The organism is Pseudoalteromonas sp. CuT4-3 (genome assembly GCF_035666335.1).
Taxonomy (GTDB): domain Bacteria; phylum Pseudomonadota; class Gammaproteobacteria; order Enterobacterales; family Alteromonadaceae; genus Pseudoalteromonas; species Pseudoalteromonas atlantica.
Genome location: NZ_CP142030.1, coordinates 3,186,393 through 3,202,755, shown reverse-complemented (window position 1 = coordinate 3,202,755; position 16,363 = coordinate 3,186,393). Strand labels below are relative to the sequence as shown.

Here is a 16,363-nt window from a genome sequence, read left to right as displayed (position 1 = left end):
GTCATACAGGCTTGCTACTTTAATGCCCCTATTAAACGACAATCAGGTTTTGCAGTGACGATGCAGCGCAAAGTACTAGAGTACATTTTAAATAACGGTGAAATAACCACGTTATTTCAGCCTATTTTTGATATAGCTAATCAAACAATTATAGGTTACGAAGCTCTAAGTCGAGGGCCTAAAAATAGCCCTTTGGAAATGCCTAACCGTCTGTTTGAAGCGGCCAGTGAGCACGCTTTAATTTCAGAACTTGAGCTATTATGCCGCTCAAAAGCAATTGAAAACTTTGTAAAGCTTAATTTAAACGGTAAGTTATTTTTAAATGTAAGCCCTAAAACCTTGCTCGACCCTTGCCACCCAAAAGGTGAAACCTTGCACTTAATAGAGCAGTTTGGTTTAGCAGCAAACCGCGTGGTGATTGAGGTGACAGAGCAAGAAAAGGTCGACGATGGTTTTTTATTATTAAAAACAATTGCACACTACCGCGAGCTGGGTTTTACCATTGCCATTGACGATTTAGGTGCTGGTTACTCGGGCTTAAAACAGTGGTCTGAACTATGCCCCGACTTTGTAAAAATCGACCGTTACTTTATTGATCATTGCGATGAAAGCGAAGTTAAAAAAGAGTTTTTAAAATCGATTACGGTACTAGCAAAAGCAACAAACACCGCAGTAATAGCCGAAGGCATAGAAAGAGTAGAAGAGCTTGCCTATGTTGAAAGCTTAGGCATAGCAAACGTACAAGGTTTTTTACTGGAAAAACCAAACTCAAATCCAAGCCTTGATTACAGCTCAGAGCAATTACAAGCATTGAACTTTAAACAGCCAAGCAATACGTTTGATCAATCAATGGCGATTGGCTGGCTTGCTGTTACACAAGAAGCAATAGACAGCGAAACCCGTTGCAAAGACGCCCACAAGCTATTCGAAAAAGACAAAGCCGTGATGAGCCTAGCGGTTTTAAATAAAGCCGGCCAACCGGTTGGGCTACTGCATAAAGATCAGCTCACTGAGGTGTTTGCTGCGCCCTATGGCCATGCACTTTACGACAAGTGCCCCGTAACCGACTTTATGGATAAACAACCTTTAGTGGTGGATGAAAACCAACTTCTTGATACCGTGAGTCAGCAAATTACAGAGCAAGACTTTGATATTCGCCGCCATATTGTGATCACCCGTAATAAACGTTACCTAGGGCTTGCCCCTTTGCGTGATATTTTAAAGCACATAACAGAAGAAAAAATTCGTCACGCCCAGCATGCTAACCCACTCACCATGCTCCCTGGTAATGTAGCGATTAATGAGGCAATAGAGCAAAGGTTACGCTCACAAAGTGCGTTTTCGCTTGCCTATATAGATCTTAATCACTTTAAGCAGTTCAATGATTTATACGGCTATGCCAGTGGCGATAGTGTGATTAAATTATTGGCAGATGTAACCGTGCAAGCATGCGAAAACAGTGCTAACTTTGTAGGACATATAGGTGGTGATGACTTTATGGTTGTGTTTGACCAATCAGATGCTGTGTATATTTGTAATACCATAATTGAGCAGTTTGAACTGCAATCACGCACTTTTTTTACGCCTGAGCACATTAAGAGCAAAGGCTACTGGGCTACAAATCGTGAGGGAGAAAAGCAATTTGTACCTTTACTTACGTTATCAATTGGCCTTGTGGAGCCCGACTTACAAGAATGTAAAAACAGCCATCAAGTTGCAGCACTTGCAACAGATGCTAAAAAAGAGGCTAAGCGGTATCGCCATAGTTATTTGTTTATTTGTAAGCGCAGAAAGCCTGCGCCTGCCGTAGTGCGCTTAGCACCAGAGGATAAACAGGTGGTATAAAAAATAGGTAATTATTATGTTGCCATTAAAAGTAGTTGTTGGTGGGTTTGCTTTATTTGCGGTTAGTTTTTTTGTGCAAGGGGTAGAAATTGTTAATGTTGCTCAAAAGCAAAGTGTGCAAAATGCCCGTGAAGAATACCTAAGTGAGCTATTAACACGAGCCCTAGAGCGGGCTAATTACCCTGTAGACATAAAAATGCAGCCAGTGAGCTTACAGCAACAGCGTGACCTGATTGAGCTAGATAAAACAGAGTTAGATGTTTATTGGAGCATGAGCAGCCCAGAACGAGAGGCACGGGCAATAGCTGTTAAAGTCCCGCTATTTAAAGGCTTTATAGGCAAGCGCGTTTTATTAACCAGTAAAAAAAATGTCGAAAAATTTAAAGGCATTACCACGTTAGCGCAATTAAGTGAGCTCTCGGCAGTGCAAGGGCATGATTGGCCAGATACAAAAATAATGGCCTATAACGGCTTACATGTAAGGCCGCTGAGTAACTATCAAGCTATGTTTACGCTTACTAGCCGGGGCAGAATCGATTACTTTCCTCGCTCATTTATCGAAGTTAATTCTGAGCTTGTTGCCAATGCGCAGAGTAACTTAGTTATTGTGCCTAATTTATTTATTAGTTATCCCACCGGTATTTATTATTTTGTTGTAAGTAGTAAGCCAGCTTTAGCGCAAGCCATAGAGCTTGGGTTGCAAAACATGCAAAACAGCGGAGAGTTTGATGCGTTATTTGATGAGTATTTTGCAAAAGACATAAACTCTCTCCCTTTCACAAAAGGTTATACCACGGAGCTAAAGCTCGATAACCCTTACTTTTAAAACAAAAAAGGAGCCATAGGCTCCTTTTTTATAATAGGGTTACATGCACTTTATTAGCGAAGTAACGCTTCAGGTAATACTGGGCGAATTTCACGGATAATTGCTTGAGTAAGCTTAGGTGCACCACAAATAATGTTACCGCTATTGTTGTAGTTAACGCCACCTGCAAAATCAACAACCATGCCGCCAGCTTCTTTTACAAGTAACTCGCCTGCTGCTGTGTCCCACGGTTTTAAACCAATTTCAAAAAAGCCATCAACACGGCCCGCAGCTACATATGCCATATCTAGCGCTGCAGAACCTGCACGACGAATATCAGCAGTTTGTGTAAACAATGCTTTAAACGCGTCTGTGTATGCATCTAAGTGGTGTTTTTGTTTGAAAGGGAAGCCTGTTGCTAAAATTGAACCAGCTAATTCTACGGTTTTAGTAACGCGTAAACGCTTGCTGTTTAGCTGTGCGCCTTGACCACGAGATGCAGTGAAAAGCTCGCCACGAATTGGATCGTAAATTACAGCTTGGTCTAAACGACCTTTTACTTTAAGTGCGATAGAAACCGCGAAATGAGGGATACCCTTGATGAAGTTAGTTGTGCCGTCAAGCGGGTCAACAATCCATTGGTAATCTGCATCTTTGCCTTTGTGCTCACCTAGTTCTTCACCAACAATGCAGTGATCAGGGTAAGATTTTAAAATTGTATCACGAATTACGGCTTCGGCTTCTTTATCAATGTTAGTCACTAAGTCGTTAGTGCCTTTTTGTTGAATTTCAACTTTTGATAAATCTTCACTTGCGCGAAGTAAAATTTTGCCTGCGTTGCGCGCAGCGCGAACCGCAATGTTTAACATTGGATGCATGGTATTACCTTTGGGTTGTAAAAGAACGTTTATATATTTAAGCCGGCGTATTTTAGCGACTTTTGCCATAAAGTAAACAATAAACCCTAAATACTTTTGTGCGTTTTTTGTACGGCCTTGAAATGCATGTAAATTTATTCGTATCTAAGACATGTTGGCGTGTATTGATTGAAATTTGTTCAACCAAAGGGCAACTTAATCACAGCGCGAAATGCGAAGCCTTGGGGGCTCAATAACTTCCATGAAGCAAAGCTTCCGCGTCCTGCTCACGCCCCTTACCTACATCCATGTAGGCAAAGCTTCCGCGTCCTGCTAGCAAACATACTGTTGTAAAAATTAATCTTACAAGGGCAATACACGCCAATAATACTAAAAAGTAAAAAAAGTGCTTTACCTAAAGTTAGCTTGAGGTTTTATCTTGTGTTTAAGCAATCAACTAGGGTAAATAATAATGAAATTAGAACACGTACATTTAGTAGTAAACGATATAAATGCCATGCTTAAATTTTACCAAGCAGCCTTTCCTTATTGGTCTATTAGAAGTGAAGGGCATAACACCTGGTATGGCAAACCTAAGCGCTGGGTACATTTTGGCGACGATAATCACTACATTGCTATAAGCGATAATGGCGAGCATAAAAACAGAGATTTGGCAGGGCATCAAGTCGGGCTGGCTCATTTTGCCTACGTTACAAACAACCTAGACGCTGTTATACAGCGCTTAAAACACGCCGGATTTAGCATTGATAAAGAGGGCGCAGAAAACCCATTTAGAAAAAACGTATATTACTTAGACCCAGCAGGGTTCGAGGTTGAGTTTGTGCAGTATATGAGTGACATTCCTAGCGAGCGTAATAACGACTTATAAAATAGGCATAAATAACGGTGTAGAAAAGCGCATAATATGGCTTTTCTACCCATTTGTTTTTACCCGTATTATTTATTACTCACCCCAAGCTGGGCCTTTAAATCATTAGCAAAACTCACAAATTTTTCTTTAATGGTGCGTTTAACTTTTACCTCCACCGAACCTAAAACTGTTTTACCTTCTAGGTTAATTGTGGGGCCTTGGCGCTTATTAAGCGACACCGTTTTGTTTTCAAAACTACCTAATATACAAAACATTTTAGAAACTACATTAACGTGCTCTGGTACGTAAATTTCTTCGCTGCCAAAAATACAATTTACATGCACGGTAACATGTTGGTGGGCAAAAATAGCATCAGTAAAATCTAAAACAATCGACCCCATATAGTTTTGAATGTAAATATCTTTAGGCACCACCCATTGGCCGCTACGCTCGCTTGAGCCTAAAATGCTTCGCAGTGTTAAGTTTTCTTCATCCGCTTGTTGGGCGCTGTAGTTAGGGGCAAATTGCGTTTGCTTTTGAGCACTGTACTGGGTATCTGTAGTAAGGGTTAAATCCTCAACTAAATTAAGTAACGCAGTATTTTCGGTTGCTTCCATTGCACTGTCTAAGCGCCTTTCAAAGGCTTCAGCTGAAATAACGCCATGGCTGTAGTTATAAATAAGTTGGTCTATCACTTGTTCGCGAACTTGCTCTATTGGGCGGTCTTCAATTTTTACAGACATGGGAATAATCCTTTTTATATGAGTTACCACTGTACATAGCAAGTGGTGTACCAAAACTTAACTATCTATATATCAATGGCTTATTATTTTAATAACTCCGCTTAATTTATTATATTAACGATAGATTAACCAAAATAGCAATATAATCGTTATTTTCACCACTTAAGAAAGTTTTACCTAATAGCCTGTAAATGTTTACTCGGAGGTGTTTTTATTTATACCTAATAAAATTGCTAACTCCTTGAATTTAAAGTGTTAATAAAGTTGGCCTAAAGCTCGCATACATAAAAGTGTCTTTAATCAAAAGGAGAAAGATTATGAAAACATTCAACAAATCTATGATTGCGGCTTTAGTTCTAGGTACTACAGCTATGGGTGCTCAAGCGGGCACTTGGGAAAATGAAAGTAAAGATGCTTGGATTGATGGTAAGGCAGAAACAGTGCTTCTTATGAACACTAATCTAAACAACTTTGACATTAACACTGATGTAAAAAATGGCAAGGTAGTACTTACAGGTAAAGTAAACAGCGACCTTGATAAAGAGCTAGCTGAAGAACTTGTAATTAGCCTAGATGGCGTATCTGATGTAGAAAACAACCTAACTGTTGTGAAAAACATGGATATGGACGACAAAGACCGTGACACTATGGATGATGACGATAACGACTTAACTGACGCTAAAATCACCACAGTAATTACTACACGTTTCTTATTTGACTCAGAAGTTGACGGTACAGATATCGACGTTGATACCGACAACGGTATAGTAAAACTTAAAGGTTCTGTTGAAACAGAAGCTGAAAAGCAGTTAGCAGTAAAAATCGCTAAAAATGCTGAAGATGTTCGTGACGTAGTAGATGAACTAACTATTGTTGCTGAATAATACACTATACTAAAAAGCCCAGCTTAGCTGGGCTTTTTGCTTGTCATTTTTAAAGGAGCTACATCATGGATATCATTCGTATAATACTGTCGATTTTATTACCGCCACTGGGTGTATTTTTACAAGTTGGTTTAGGTATGCATTTTTGGCTAAATATTTTACTAACTTTACTAGGTTACTTCCCTGGTTTAATTCACGCTATCTACATTATTGCTAAAAAATAATGTGTGGTGTGTTCAATGTGAGCCGGCCACTTTTTTATAATTATTAAAATTGTAAAAAAGCGGCTTACATACTTCAGCGTTTATTTTTCTGTTATTTCCTGCCTATTCGCATGCAAAAAGATTACTATTTAAGCAGTCAGCTTACTGATTGTTAAAATAAAGGTTTTTGCTAGTGACAAGCCTTAAAAAACTTTTTATACTGCAACCCGCTTTAGTCGCTCAGTGGCTAAACGCTTCAAAAATTAACTACCACGTAGTTATACAAAGTTGGCCCCTTAGCTCAGTTGGTTAGAGCACACGACTCATAATCGTTAGGTCCCCAGTTCGAGTCTGGGAGGGGCCACCACTTTTACAAACTTTCCAAGTAAATACCTACTAACCGAAATTACCCTGTGCTACCTCTGTCCTACTTTTCAATATATCAAATTAATGTAATTTTGTAACTTTTTTGACTTCTAGAATTAACGATGTAATTTTCTATCGCTGGTTCGATATTGTCTGTTGTTTTAATATCCTAAATTATGTTTAATAAAAAGATAATTTATGTCGAGCAGTGCAGGGATAGCTTAGAGGCGATAAGCTGGTCGATTAAATTGGATCGAGCAGCATTACTTTCGTTACGAAATCAAATTCCCATATCATAAATGATAGCAACTCTTGCATGTAGAGTACTAAGCTTCTTGGTGCAACAATCTATTATGTAAAAGAAAACTCTTTTGCATTAATAATATTTAAATAATTAATAAATATAGGATATTTCAATGGATAAAAAATATCAGGTTTTTGTTAGCTCAACTTATGAAGACTTAAGGCTAGAGAGACAGGAGGTAATGAATGCACTTTTGGAATTGGATTGCATCCCTTCTGGGATGGAGTTATTTCCAGCTGCTGATGAAGATCAGTGGAGCCTAATTCAAGGTGTAATTGATGAATGTGATTATTATATCCTGATTTTAGGCGGTAGATACGGAAGTGTAAGTAATAATGGGGTTGGGTACACTGAAATGGAGTATCAGTATGCTTTAGAAACTAACAAGCCCATAATCGCCTTTCTTCATAAGGAGCCAGATACAATTGAAAAAAAGAAGTGTAGTGGTCAACTAATTTTGGCCACAGTTTTAGAATCTTGATATCTAACCTCAGATTCATTCGGCGCTAAACCAGCATTATAATGATGTGGTCTAACATTATTGTAATATCCGTTTATATAATCACTCACACTATATTTAGCGTCTCTAAAGTTTTCATATCCAACTTTTGGCATCCATTCCGTCTTAAAGCTTCTAAAAAATCGTTCCATTGGCGCATTATCCCAACAGTTTCCGCGCCTACTCATACTTTGTTTGATTTTATAGCGCCATAAACGTTGGCGATATTTCAAACTTGTATAATGACTACCTTGGTCTGAATGAAACATTAGTCCTGACGGTTTCCCTCTGCTTTCATACGCGAGTTCAAGCGCTTTTAATGTTAAATTAGTATCTGGTGACAATGACATCGCCCAACCAACTACTTTGCGTGCAAATAAATCAATAACGACGGCTAAATAGGCCCAACGATTGCCTGTCCAAATATACGTCACATCACCGCACCATACGGTATCTGGCTCAACAACATCAAACTGTCTATCGAGCAGGTTTGGGATTTCAAGATGCTCATTACCACCCCTTTTATATTGATGCTGTGGTACTTGGCAGCTCTCTAGTTTTAGTTTAACCATTAGCTTAGCGGCGCGATAACGGCTTAATTCAAAACCGTTATTCGTTGCGATTGCCGCGATCGTTCGCGCTCCAGCTGAACCACCGCTCATTGCATGTATGGCTTTGACTTCAGCTTCTAGCCTTATTTGCTCTGGTGTCGGCGTTGTATCCCGTATGGCCCAATATTTATAGCTGCTGCGATGCACATTAAATACGCTACACAACACGCTAATTGGGTAACGCTCTCTTTGATTTAACTTTTCAATTAACGAGAATTGTTCAGGGAGTCGGACATCAAGAGAGCGGTAGCCTTTTTTAATATATCCTTTTCTAATTCAATGCGTTGGATTTGTTTTTTAAGCTCACGAATTTCAATTTGTTCGGGTGTCATAGGTGATGCAGTGGGAGTCTGGCCATTCCGTTCTTGCTTTAATTGAGTTACCCACTTACTTACAGTTGATTTACCAACCCCCATAACCTTAGCTGCATCTTCTTGCGTATAGCCTTGATCAACTACAAGCTGAGCTGTCTCTAATTTTATTGCTGCAGAATACGTTGCGCGTTTTAATTTCGTCATTTTTTCACCCAAATTTGTATGCTTATTAGCATAACATTTCTTTCTTAATGGGTGGCCAAATTAACTATGCCACTACAGGTGAGGCAGATGCAGAAAACGATTTAAACTTCTTAGCTGATTGTTTTGTTGATATTGGTGACTTTGAAGTTATAGAAAATACTGAAGCCCCACAATCAATTGTTCTAGGTCGAACAGGCATTGGAAAGAGTGCTCTTTTGGAGCAACTGGAAAGTAGCTCTGAAAATGTTATTAGGATTGAACCTGAATCTTTAGCGTTAAGACATATTTCAAATTCTACAATCTTAAATTTTTTTGAGGGTTTAGGTGTAAATTTAGATATTTTTTATAATTTGCTTTGGCAGCATACTTTCGCAGTTGAGCTTATCAAATATAAATATAACATTGACTCCATTCAAGCAAAAACCAACTTCATTGATTTAATAAGCAACCTACTGTCAGGTAATTATAAAAAACAACAAGCCTTAAAGTATATTGAAGAGTGGGGGGACAAATTTTGGGTCGATACTGAAACCAGAATCAAAGAATTAACAGAAAAGCTTGAAGCAAGTTTAAAATCTTCGATTTCTTCAAATGTACCAGGTGTAAAAATCACTGGAGGTGCAGGAGGGGCAATGACAGAAGAGGTTAAGTCAGAAGTAATCCACTATGGAAAAAAAGTTGTAAATACTGTCCAAATTGAAAAACTAGCAAAATTGGTAAATATTCTTGCTGATGATATTTTTAATGACCGAAAGCAAAAAACATTTATTGTTATAGATAGACTTGATGAAAACTGGGTAGATGATGAGCTTAGATATAAGTTAATTAAGGCTTTAATTGAAACAATTAAAAAGTTTAGAGCAATAAAACCAGTAAAAATAGTTATTACTCTTAGAACAGACTTACTTCATCGAGTGCTGGATAAGACTAAAGATTCAGGCTTTCAACCGGAGAAGTACAATAGTTTTTATTTAAAAATGGGATGGAGTCGTCCTCAGCTCAAAAGCCTGTTAGATATGAGGATTAATCAATTACTAAAGAACAAATACACTAATAGTGAAGTTTTTTTTGAAGATATCTTCCCGAATAAAATAGATAAGGTTACACCTCTTGATTATATTTTAGATAGGACATTGATGAGGCCAAGAGATGCTATTATATTTGTTAATGAGTGTCTTATTGAAGCACAAGGAAAAACTGAAATTACAGGTTCAATGATTAAGCAAGCAGAATTAGCTTATTCTCAAGGGCGTTTGGAGTCACTTAAATTTGAATGGCGAACAGAGCACCAATTGTTAGAAAAATATATTGAACTATTACATCATAAAAATAGTAAATTTAAAGTTTCTAGCATTTTAGATGAAGAATTAGAGCAAGTTATTTTGGGCTTAATAGAAATCCCTAAAGAGCAAGGTGACTTGGCCGTCAAAAGCGCACATGACTATGTTAAATCGAGCTATCCATCATCTCTCTCTTTCATGACTCAAGTTAGGCAGAATATTTTGTATACGCTATATAAAATAGGCATTGTTGGTATCAAAGTTGATGGGACAAGCACTGTAAAGTGGAGCCATGATAGAACTCAAAACTTAACTCCTAAACTCATAGAGCAAACTTCTATTGTCTATATACACAAGATGTTATGGAGAAGCTTAGCAATTGATAAAAGGCCTTCTTAACAAAGGGGCTTTCAAATAACCTCTATAAGGGATAGTTATTTGCGATGAAGACACATGGAGAAGGTATTATAAGCACCATTGCCTAATAACACTTGCCAGCTCATCTTCAATACAATACAGGTACGCAGTTGGCACTTCTAAAATATCAGCAAGTGCTTTTACTGTTTTAAAGTCTGGTGAGTGTACTCCTTTTTCGTATTGGTTCATTCTTGCTGATGCAGCAAACTCATCCATTCCAGCTAAAATTCCTAACTGTTTTTGCGATAGTCCTTTGGCTTTTCTTGCCTCTTTTAAGCGCTTTGGAAATGGTGATTCGTCATTAGTTTTCATTATTTATTATTCTTAACTTGAAAACTAAGAGTTTCTTAGCTTTAATTAAATCTAGATACTAAGGAATCCTTAGTTTTATGCTTGTGTTGCAAATTGAGTTAAGAGGAATGAATATGCTTGAAACGTTTGTGTGTGTACTGGTCGGGGCTATCTACTTGCTGGTAAGTATATTTATAAGCGATGAGCAGCCGTCGAAAGAAGACGAGCAACTAGATCAATTGAATGATGGTATGGGCAATATTATCGCTGATGGTGAATTTATGTCGCGTGAAGAAGCTGAAGATGCACAATCACGTGGAGAGCTTTACGACACCTATTACTAATCACTTCAAGAATAGGGCAGTGTTCAAAATTAGGCATGCCTAATTTTAAGGAGCAATGTAATGCTACTTTTAGAGCTATATAAAAATGTTGAGCTAAGGCCTTTCATCCCTGTAGTAGCTGAGTTTCAAAGCCGCTTAGCTGGTATCGAAGCGGAATGTGAACCATTAGGGCTATCATTTGAGAAAGAAGTGCAGACAGAGCAGGAAATCTTTTTTGCTCTGATTTCTCAAAAAGCGCTGGCTTTCGATGTAACAAATGAAATGGGTGAGGTTTGGGATATTAGATTAGAGCCTTTCAGTCATTTTAAGTCTCGAAGCAAAAAAATAACTTTTCCCTTCATGGGCTGTAATGAGCAGAAGCAACAAAATATAAGTGAGTGGATTATTGCTTTATGTAATTGGGAAAGATCTTTTCTATACTCAAGTGCAAAGCATTAGCAGAGATTGCAGTTATGACATCATACGAATGGTTTCAAATGTGGATTTTAATGGTGTTAACGATTCGCGCTACTCGACGCTATGACAAGCTGAAAAATGATCTTTTCACAGCAATAAAAGAAGGCAGAATTTAAACATGGCTCCTGTACTCGCTGGTTGCGCTTTGATTCTAAGTCTAGTGATCTTCTTCGCTACTTTGTTTTATCTTAAATGTAAGTGATATTGCGTAGACCTTTCCAAAAGCCTACTTAAAAAGATTATCAAGAAAATTTTTTTGTAGGCATTTTCACTAGCCAATCCCCACTTTTAAAAAAATAATATAGATAAAAATCATAAAGTTATTCTTTTTCGTTTACTAAACCATTTCACTTTGTCCCTAAAACATCAAAAACCCCCTGAAAGTTCCCCTAGCTTTTCAAGGACAAATATCTGATCACCTAATTACCATTGTCGCTCAACTAATTAATAATGTGTTGAGCTAATAATTGAGCTCAACGCTTACGCTTTGAGGTCAATTATAATGGAAAAGATATTTTATCGTTCAGAAGAAGTAGCCGACTTACTTTTTATCAGCAAACAAGCCCTTTTTAATCAAATCTCTAAGAACAAACAAGGCTGTGGTAATTATCCATTACCGCCACATATTAAAATTGGCGCTCGATTACTCTTCCCTGTTGAAGACTTTCATAACTGGTTAGCTTCTCAACCAAGAAACAAGTAACGCTAGTTATGGCGTATTTCGAGTGCAAAATGACTCATGTCAATTTGAAATCAGATATGTTTTCAATGGTGTGGCCTGTGTTTGCATTAGACGGAAAGTCTAAAGGTACATTAGATTTCTCATATAAAGGTGTATCAATAAAAATCGTTCCAAGCGTCCAGGGTCGAGCAACCATCAAAGACAAGGAAGTACTCATTTATTGCTTGAGCCATATCATGGCTGCAAAAAATGCTAAGTTAGAGCTCAGTAACACGGTTCGCTTCAACACCTATGATCTCCTAAAGGCTACTGGGAGAGGAACATCAGGAAAAGAGTACAAACTTGTTGAAAAGGCTTTATATCGGCTCGCAGGGACTTTAATCACTACTGATTATAAGTTTAATGGTCGAAGGTTTTTGGAAAGTATGGGCCTCATCGAAGGTTTTAAGTTAATCGAAGATAGTGGTTTAAGTTGTTGGCAAGTAACACTGCCCGATTGGCTCATTGAGACGGTTGATGACAATGATGTCTTAACATTACATGAAGATTACTTTCAATTATCCAAACCATTTGATCGCAGACTTTATGAAGTTTGCCGGAAGCGCTGTGGTAGACCTTCTAAGCAAGTTATCAAGTTAGATAATTTACGAGAAAGAATCGGTGTAAGACTACCGCTATCAGCCTTAAAGAACCGTATCGAAAAACTTAAAAAAATTTTAGATTATCGACTTAGGGTTGAGAGCGATAACGTACTCATTTTTCGCGATAATGAAAGTGGGAGAAGACAGCTTGCAAAGTTTGAAATTGAACGTTTACGAAAAGGGTAAAAGCCAGATAAGCGTAGTACTTTTAATTTTGGATAGTATCGTACTTTTGATCCAAATTATCGTACTTTTAGTTTTTCTGAGTCGTACTTTTGAATTTCATTCCTCTTTTAAAGTTTTGTATTTAGTGTAAATTTTAAGTTTTAAACGGGTGGGATAGCGAAACGTATTTTAAATATATAAATAAACGTATTTTATAGCTCTGATATTATAACCCCTAAATTTATACCGCTTAATTCTGATTATCAGTTATAACCTCTAAAATTATAATATTCGACTTTTAAAGTTGGTTAGTCAAAATAAAAACTTAAGCTTGGTGCCAAAATGGCACCGCTATTGACAGCAAGGTGGAATCACTTTATAATGTAAGAATACAAGTAAAGTTTTAATTACTTGTTATTGGCCCAATCGAACTTAGTTGCAGCTGTCCTATTTTATAAACAAAGGAAGCTCGATAAGATTTTTGGAACTAGGCCTTTATAAGGCCACTCTCTAAGAATTTAATTCTGGAGGGGAATAGAGGATCAAATATGAAAACTCAAAATATGGCGACCGAGCGTATTACTGCTCGAGTTACAATAGAAAATAGAGAGTTGCTGGAAAGAGCAGCATTATTATCTGGTGCAACAAGTCTTAATAGTTTTTTGACTAATGTAGCTATTTCAGAGGCTCAGCGAGTTGTGAATTATACGAATGTATTACAGCTGAGTGAAGCAAATGCAAACGCATTATTTGAAGCGTTAGACAAACCTGCGAATGTTAATGATAAGCTCTTACAAGCAGCCATGAAATATAAGGCTCGTAAGAATAATGAAAATAGAGAAAATTACCACCGAACATGATAAAAAGTCATTTGACTGCGGTGTTCAACCGCTAAATAATTACCTGAAAAAAATCTCAGGGCAACACGAAAAAAAACATCTTGCAAGAACATTTGTTCTTTCAGATGGAAAAGTACCTTCAAAAATCATCGGCTTTTATACCTTAGCTATGATGAGTATTGACCAATCATCTTTACCTCCGGAAATGGTCAAGAAGCTTCCAAAAGGCAATTTAAATTGCTCTCTTTTAGGCAGGCTCGCAATAGACCTTCAGCATCAAGGGCAAGGGCATGGTGAGTTCCTGTTGATAGACGCTATCCGCAATTCATATATTGCCTCTCTTTCAGTCCCTACCCCCATGCTAGTTGTAGATGCTAAAGATGATAAAGCAAAAGAGTTTTATGAGAAATATGGATTCATTGCTTTTCCTGACGAGCCTTATAGGTTGTTTCTTACGATGAAAGATAGTGAGTTGCTTTTGAACCGTGCTGACTTAATTTAGTTGAAAATAATTAGATTTAGTTTACGTACTCGTATTGATAGTTGCTAAATTAAGCAGGTATCTAGAAAGTAATTTGATATCTATTTGCAGCTTTTATGAAGCTGCAAATTATAATTCAAGCAGAGCAGTTCGCAGGCATCATCTCAATAACGTACTTACTAGTTCTATTTTTTGCTCCTTGCTTAAACTCTCTAGCTGCAGCTTAATATCTGTTAATCCCAAGTTGTAACAGGGACTGATAAGCCCCGCATATTTGGCTATCGTTTCTGTTACTTTTTCTGCTGGCTCTTTAAGCTCCTCAGCGGTTAAGATTAAATAGCCTGCAAGTTACATCACTTTTGTCTGTAATATGGTTTAGAAGGCGTTTCAGGAGGTATCCTGATACTCCGCTACTCTCAGCCATTGATGTAAATGTGCGGCGCAAATCATGCGAAGTGATTTTTACCCCTGCAATTTGGCATACATGTTTCAACGTTTTTTTAGGATCAGTGAGGTAGCCCTTTTTACTGTTTGTCCCAAACACATAGTCAGATACTTTATATTCTTTTCGTCGATTAAATATCTCAGCTAATCGATCTGTAATTGGAAACTCAACGTCCAAGCCGTTTTTTGTATCTTCTAAAATGAATATCCTATCTTCAAGGTGTACTTGTGACCATGGGAGTTGCAGTAGTTCAGATCTTCTTAGGCCTGAAAAGGTTAAAAATTCTAGATAATCACAAAAACCGACACGACTATTTTGACGATATTTAGCAGCTTCATTTCTAACTTCATATAATGCGTCTATGAATGGTTTTAGTTGTGAACGACGTAGTCTTGTTGTTTTACGCTTTACATTATTCCAGCTTCGTTTTTCAGAAAGTGCATCTACAGGGTTCTCTGGAAATAATGAGCGACCTTCCGAAGACTTGTATTCAGCTTTAGCAAAGTTAAATAAAGCACGCATTAGGCGCATGGTATAATTTGCCTGAGCAGGGCTTCTAGATGTTATTTCTCGTTGGCGTTTTAAAATCATTGTTTGATTAATATTGGCTAGACGTTTGTTATGCCAATCTGATAGATAGCAATCTATTTTTTGCAGATACCCTCTTTCAGTTATAGGTTTAAGATTTCTAGATTCGATGTATGAATCAAAGGCTTCTTTAAGGGTAATAGAAGCTGCTCTAAATTGGCGCTTAAGGTCGTTAGGGTTAATACCTTCAGCAATATCTGCCATTACTTTACGAGCCATCCGCCTTGCATCATCAAGTGTAATTGATGGAAAGTACCCAAGGGTGACATTAATAGGGGTGTCTCTTCCTGGTATTTTTTTATAAACTCTAAATGATTTTTTACCAGCTACGCTCACATCTAAAATAAGTCCTGACAATAGGCTGTCATAATAGCGAGTGCGTTTACCGTTTGATTCGATCTTTTCAAGCGACAATTCTGTGAAGCGAAATTTTGTGTCTGACATATGGTGCTACCTCTGTGCTACTTTGAACGTAAAATTTAACGTTCTGAAATACATAATGATTTATGCATCAGAGGTAGGTTTTATTCAATAACCCTATGATATAGCTATGAAAATTAGTAAATAGTTATATCAAAAAGTAACTCGTAGTAAGTCCTTGTTTTGCAACTCATAATCGTTAGGTCCCCAGTTCGAGTCTGGGAGGGGCCACCACTTTTCAAAGCTTTCCAATTTTTAAATAGTTATAGCCAATACAAAATATTTTCTACAGTACTTTTTTTATACAGCATTTAGGTTAGTTGTTTACGTGCCTATACCGTCTCTATTATTTAAAAGCCAGCTTCAATCATTTTCCTATCTGGCCAATACCAAACTCTGGGTAATTCAGACGATGGTGTTGATGTCGACTTAAACTGGCTTAGTGCTGGAATAGGTTATCGCACAGCTATTGGCGCGAACACTGACTTTTATGGTTTAGCAACTTACGAAAACGTAGAGCTAGAGGCATCGTATCGTGGAAGTAGTGCTTCGAATGACGAAAATGGCTATAGTCTATCTGTAGGTGTTCGCTCTATGGTAAGTGATAATATTGAGCTAGATGGCCGAGTAGGCAATGTCGATATTGCAGATGAGAGTGAAACATCTTTCAGTGTGGGCGCACGTTACTACATTAATAACAACGTTTCACTTGGGGCTAATTACACCTCATTGGACGATCTAGATTTAGTTAGCTTAACTGCTCGTTATAGCTTTTAAGTATTAATAAATAAAAAATAAGCGCACTAAA

The 16,363-nt window shown here is 37.6% G+C and carries 19 protein-coding genes and 1 tRNA gene; 15 read left to right on the top strand and 5 right to left on the bottom strand.

From position 1 onward, the window contains the following. The first annotated feature begins 54 nt into the window (after positions 1-54). On the top strand, positions 55-1,845 hold the full coding sequence (locus VOI46_RS14850; protein WP_039972239.1) for a bifunctional diguanylate cyclase/phosphodiesterase: 1,791 nt from the start codon (positions 55-57) through the stop codon (positions 1,843-1,845). A gap of 16 nt (positions 1,846-1,861) precedes the next feature. Next, complete coding sequence (locus VOI46_RS14845; RefSeq protein WP_004587609.1) at positions 1,862-2,671, top strand: transporter substrate-binding domain-containing protein; 810 nt, start codon at positions 1,862-1,864, stop codon at positions 2,669-2,671. Positions 2,672-2,724: 53 nt separating this feature from the next. Here VOI46_RS14845 and suhB read toward each other — a convergent pair whose 3' ends face one another. Further along, positions 2,725-3,528, bottom strand: a complete 804-nt coding sequence (suhB, locus tag VOI46_RS14840) for an inositol-1-monophosphatase (RefSeq protein ID WP_004587608.1) — start codon at positions 3,526-3,528, stop codon at positions 2,725-2,727. Between the two features lie 451 nt (positions 3,529-3,979). Between suhB and VOI46_RS14835 the strand changes: the two genes are divergently transcribed. After that, positions 3,980-4,396, top strand: a complete 417-nt coding sequence (locus VOI46_RS14835) for a VOC family protein (RefSeq protein WP_004587607.1) — start codon at positions 3,980-3,982, stop codon at positions 4,394-4,396. A 68-nt stretch (positions 4,397-4,464) separates the two neighbouring features. Here VOI46_RS14835 and VOI46_RS14830 read toward each other — a convergent pair whose 3' ends face one another. Continuing rightward, on the bottom strand, positions 4,465-5,121 hold the full coding sequence (locus VOI46_RS14830; protein ID WP_004587606.1) for a LiaF domain-containing protein: 657 nt from the start codon (positions 5,119-5,121) through the stop codon (positions 4,465-4,467). 317 nt (positions 5,122-5,438) lie between these two features. Here VOI46_RS14830 and VOI46_RS14825 point away from each other — a divergent pair, with 317 nt between their 5' ends. The 4 genes from VOI46_RS14825 (at position 5,439) to VOI46_RS14810 (ending at position 7,359) form a co-directional block, all read left to right on the top strand. Next, positions 5,439-6,005, top strand: coding sequence for a BON domain-containing protein (locus tag VOI46_RS14825; RefSeq protein WP_004587605.1), 567 nt, complete (start codon positions 5,439-5,441; stop codon positions 6,003-6,005). A gap of 65 nt (positions 6,006-6,070) precedes the next feature. Beyond that, positions 6,071-6,229: a YqaE/Pmp3 family membrane protein gene (locus VOI46_RS14820; protein ID WP_004587604.1), complete on the top strand. Its 159-nt coding sequence runs from the start codon at positions 6,071-6,073 to the stop codon at positions 6,227-6,229. Positions 6,230-6,498: 269 nt separating this feature from the next. Next, a tRNA-Ile gene (locus VOI46_RS14815) sits at positions 6,499-6,575 on the top strand. A gap of 415 nt (positions 6,576-6,990) precedes the next feature. After that, complete coding sequence (locus VOI46_RS14810; protein ID WP_212751742.1) at positions 6,991-7,359, top strand: DUF4062 domain-containing protein; 369 nt, start codon at positions 6,991-6,993, stop codon at positions 7,357-7,359. Here VOI46_RS14810 and VOI46_RS14805 read toward each other — a convergent pair. Beyond that, a protein-coding gene (locus VOI46_RS14805) for an IS3 family transposase (RefSeq protein WP_086004330.1) occupies positions 7,326-8,506 on the bottom strand; the annotation gives its coding sequence in 2 pieces (ribosomal slippage) (positions 7,326-8,248 and positions 8,248-8,506; 1,182 coding nt in all). The genes VOI46_RS14810 and VOI46_RS14805 overlap by 34 nt on opposite strands. 47 nt (positions 8,507-8,553) lie before the next feature. Between VOI46_RS14805 and VOI46_RS14800 the strand changes: the two genes are divergently transcribed. Then, positions 8,554-10,185 carry a DNA repair ATPase gene (locus VOI46_RS14800; protein ID WP_138725038.1) on the top strand — a complete coding sequence of 544 codons (1,632 nt, stop codon included), beginning with the start codon at positions 8,554-8,556 and terminating at the stop codon, positions 10,183-10,185. A gap of 66 nt (positions 10,186-10,251) precedes the next feature. On the opposite strand, the gene VOI46_RS14795 is transcribed toward VOI46_RS14800, so the two are convergent. Further along, the gene (locus VOI46_RS14795; RefSeq protein WP_004588655.1) at positions 10,252-10,515 is read right to left on the bottom strand and encodes a helix-turn-helix transcriptional regulator; all 264 of its coding nucleotides are present in this window, start codon (positions 10,513-10,515) and stop codon (positions 10,252-10,254) included. Positions 10,516-10,628: 113 nt separating this feature from the next. Between VOI46_RS14795 and VOI46_RS14790 the strand changes: the two genes are divergently transcribed. The 6 genes from VOI46_RS14790 to VOI46_RS14765 all read left to right on the top strand — a co-directional run bounded on the left by VOI46_RS14790 (position 10,629) and on the right by VOI46_RS14765 (position 14,123). Then, positions 10,629-10,838, top strand: coding sequence for a hypothetical protein (locus VOI46_RS14790; protein ID WP_039972356.1), 210 nt, complete (start codon positions 10,629-10,631; stop codon positions 10,836-10,838). A 60-nt stretch (positions 10,839-10,898) separates the two neighbouring features. Next, positions 10,899-11,276 (top strand): hypothetical protein, encoded by a 378-nt coding sequence (locus tag VOI46_RS14785; RefSeq protein ID WP_004588653.1) that lies wholly within the window; start codon positions 10,899-10,901, stop codon positions 11,274-11,276. A gap of 520 nt (positions 11,277-11,796) precedes the next feature. Further along, complete coding sequence (locus tag VOI46_RS14780) at positions 11,797-11,997, top strand: helix-turn-helix domain-containing protein (protein ID WP_004588652.1); 201 nt, start codon at positions 11,797-11,799, stop codon at positions 11,995-11,997. A gap of 8 nt (positions 11,998-12,005) precedes the next feature. Further along, complete coding sequence (locus tag VOI46_RS14775; protein ID WP_004588651.1) at positions 12,006-12,803, top strand: replication initiator protein A; 798 nt, start codon at positions 12,006-12,008, stop codon at positions 12,801-12,803. Between the two features lie 527 nt (positions 12,804-13,330). After that, the gene (locus tag VOI46_RS14770; RefSeq protein ID WP_004588650.1) at positions 13,331-13,642 is read left to right on the top strand and encodes a DUF1778 domain-containing protein; all 312 of its coding nucleotides are present in this window, start codon (positions 13,331-13,333) and stop codon (positions 13,640-13,642) included. Next, entirely contained in the window at positions 13,611-14,123 is a 513-nt protein-coding gene (locus tag VOI46_RS14765) for a GNAT family N-acetyltransferase (protein WP_004588649.1), read from the top strand. Before VOI46_RS14770 ends, VOI46_RS14765 begins: the two co-directional genes overlap by 32 nt. Positions 14,124-14,421: 298 nt before the next feature. Here VOI46_RS14765 and VOI46_RS14760 read toward each other — a convergent pair whose 3' ends face one another. Continuing rightward, positions 14,422-15,579 (bottom strand): tyrosine-type recombinase/integrase, encoded by a 1,158-nt coding sequence (locus tag VOI46_RS14760; protein WP_004588648.1) that lies wholly within the window; start codon positions 15,577-15,579, stop codon positions 14,422-14,424. 342 nt (positions 15,580-15,921) lie between these two features. Here VOI46_RS14760 and VOI46_RS14755 point away from each other — a divergent pair, with 342 nt between their 5' ends. Continuing rightward, positions 15,922-16,332 (top strand): outer membrane beta-barrel protein, encoded by a 411-nt coding sequence (locus tag VOI46_RS14755; protein WP_083901821.1) that lies wholly within the window; start codon positions 15,922-15,924, stop codon positions 16,330-16,332. Positions 16,333-16,363: the final 31 nt, after the last annotated feature.

What these genes read in the sequence shown, in the direction of transcription:
- VOI46_RS14765 (WP_004588649.1), top strand. Translation starts at nt 13,611, where the DNA reads ATGAAAATAGAGAAAATTACCACCGAACATGATAAAAAGTCATTTGAC.
- VOI46_RS14775 (WP_004588651.1), top strand. Translation starts at nt 12,006, where the DNA reads ATGGCGTATTTCGAGTGCAAAATGACTCATGTCAATTTGAAATCAGAT.
- VOI46_RS14800 (WP_138725038.1), top strand. Translation starts at nt 8,554, where the DNA reads ATGGGTGGCCAAATTAACTATGCCACTACAGGTGAGGCAGATGCAGAA.
- VOI46_RS14830 (WP_004587606.1), bottom strand. Translation starts at nt 5,121, where the DNA reads ATGTCTGTAAAAATTGAAGACCGCCCAATAGAGCAAGTTCGCGAACAA.
- VOI46_RS14835 (WP_004587607.1), top strand. Translation starts at nt 3,980, where the DNA reads ATGAAATTAGAACACGTACATTTAGTAGTAAACGATATAAATGCCATG.
- VOI46_RS14785 (WP_004588653.1), top strand. Translation starts at nt 10,899, where the DNA reads ATGCTACTTTTAGAGCTATATAAAAATGTTGAGCTAAGGCCTTTCATC.
- VOI46_RS14760 (WP_004588648.1), bottom strand. Translation starts at nt 15,579, where the DNA reads ATGTCAGACACAAAATTTCGCTTCACAGAATTGTCGCTTGAAAAGATC.
- VOI46_RS14810 (WP_212751742.1), top strand. Translation starts at nt 6,991, where the DNA reads ATGGATAAAAAATATCAGGTTTTTGTTAGCTCAACTTATGAAGACTTA.
- VOI46_RS14780 (WP_004588652.1), top strand. Translation starts at nt 11,797, where the DNA reads ATGGAAAAGATATTTTATCGTTCAGAAGAAGTAGCCGACTTACTTTTT.
- VOI46_RS14795 (WP_004588655.1), bottom strand. Translation starts at nt 10,515, where the DNA reads ATGAAAACTAATGACGAATCACCATTTCCAAAGCGCTTAAAAGAGGCA.
- VOI46_RS14790 (WP_039972356.1), top strand. Translation starts at nt 10,629, where the DNA reads ATGCTTGAAACGTTTGTGTGTGTACTGGTCGGGGCTATCTACTTGCTG.
- VOI46_RS14845 (WP_004587609.1), top strand. Translation starts at nt 1,862, where the DNA reads ATGTTGCCATTAAAAGTAGTTGTTGGTGGGTTTGCTTTATTTGCGGTT.
- VOI46_RS14820 (WP_004587604.1), top strand. Translation starts at nt 6,071, where the DNA reads ATGGATATCATTCGTATAATACTGTCGATTTTATTACCGCCACTGGGT.
- suhB (WP_004587608.1), bottom strand. Translation starts at nt 3,528, where the DNA reads ATGCATCCAATGTTAAACATTGCGGTTCGCGCTGCGCGCAACGCAGGC.
- VOI46_RS14825 (WP_004587605.1), top strand. Translation starts at nt 5,439, where the DNA reads ATGAAAACATTCAACAAATCTATGATTGCGGCTTTAGTTCTAGGTACT.
- VOI46_RS14770 (WP_004588650.1), top strand. Translation starts at nt 13,331, where the DNA reads ATGAAAACTCAAAATATGGCGACCGAGCGTATTACTGCTCGAGTTACA.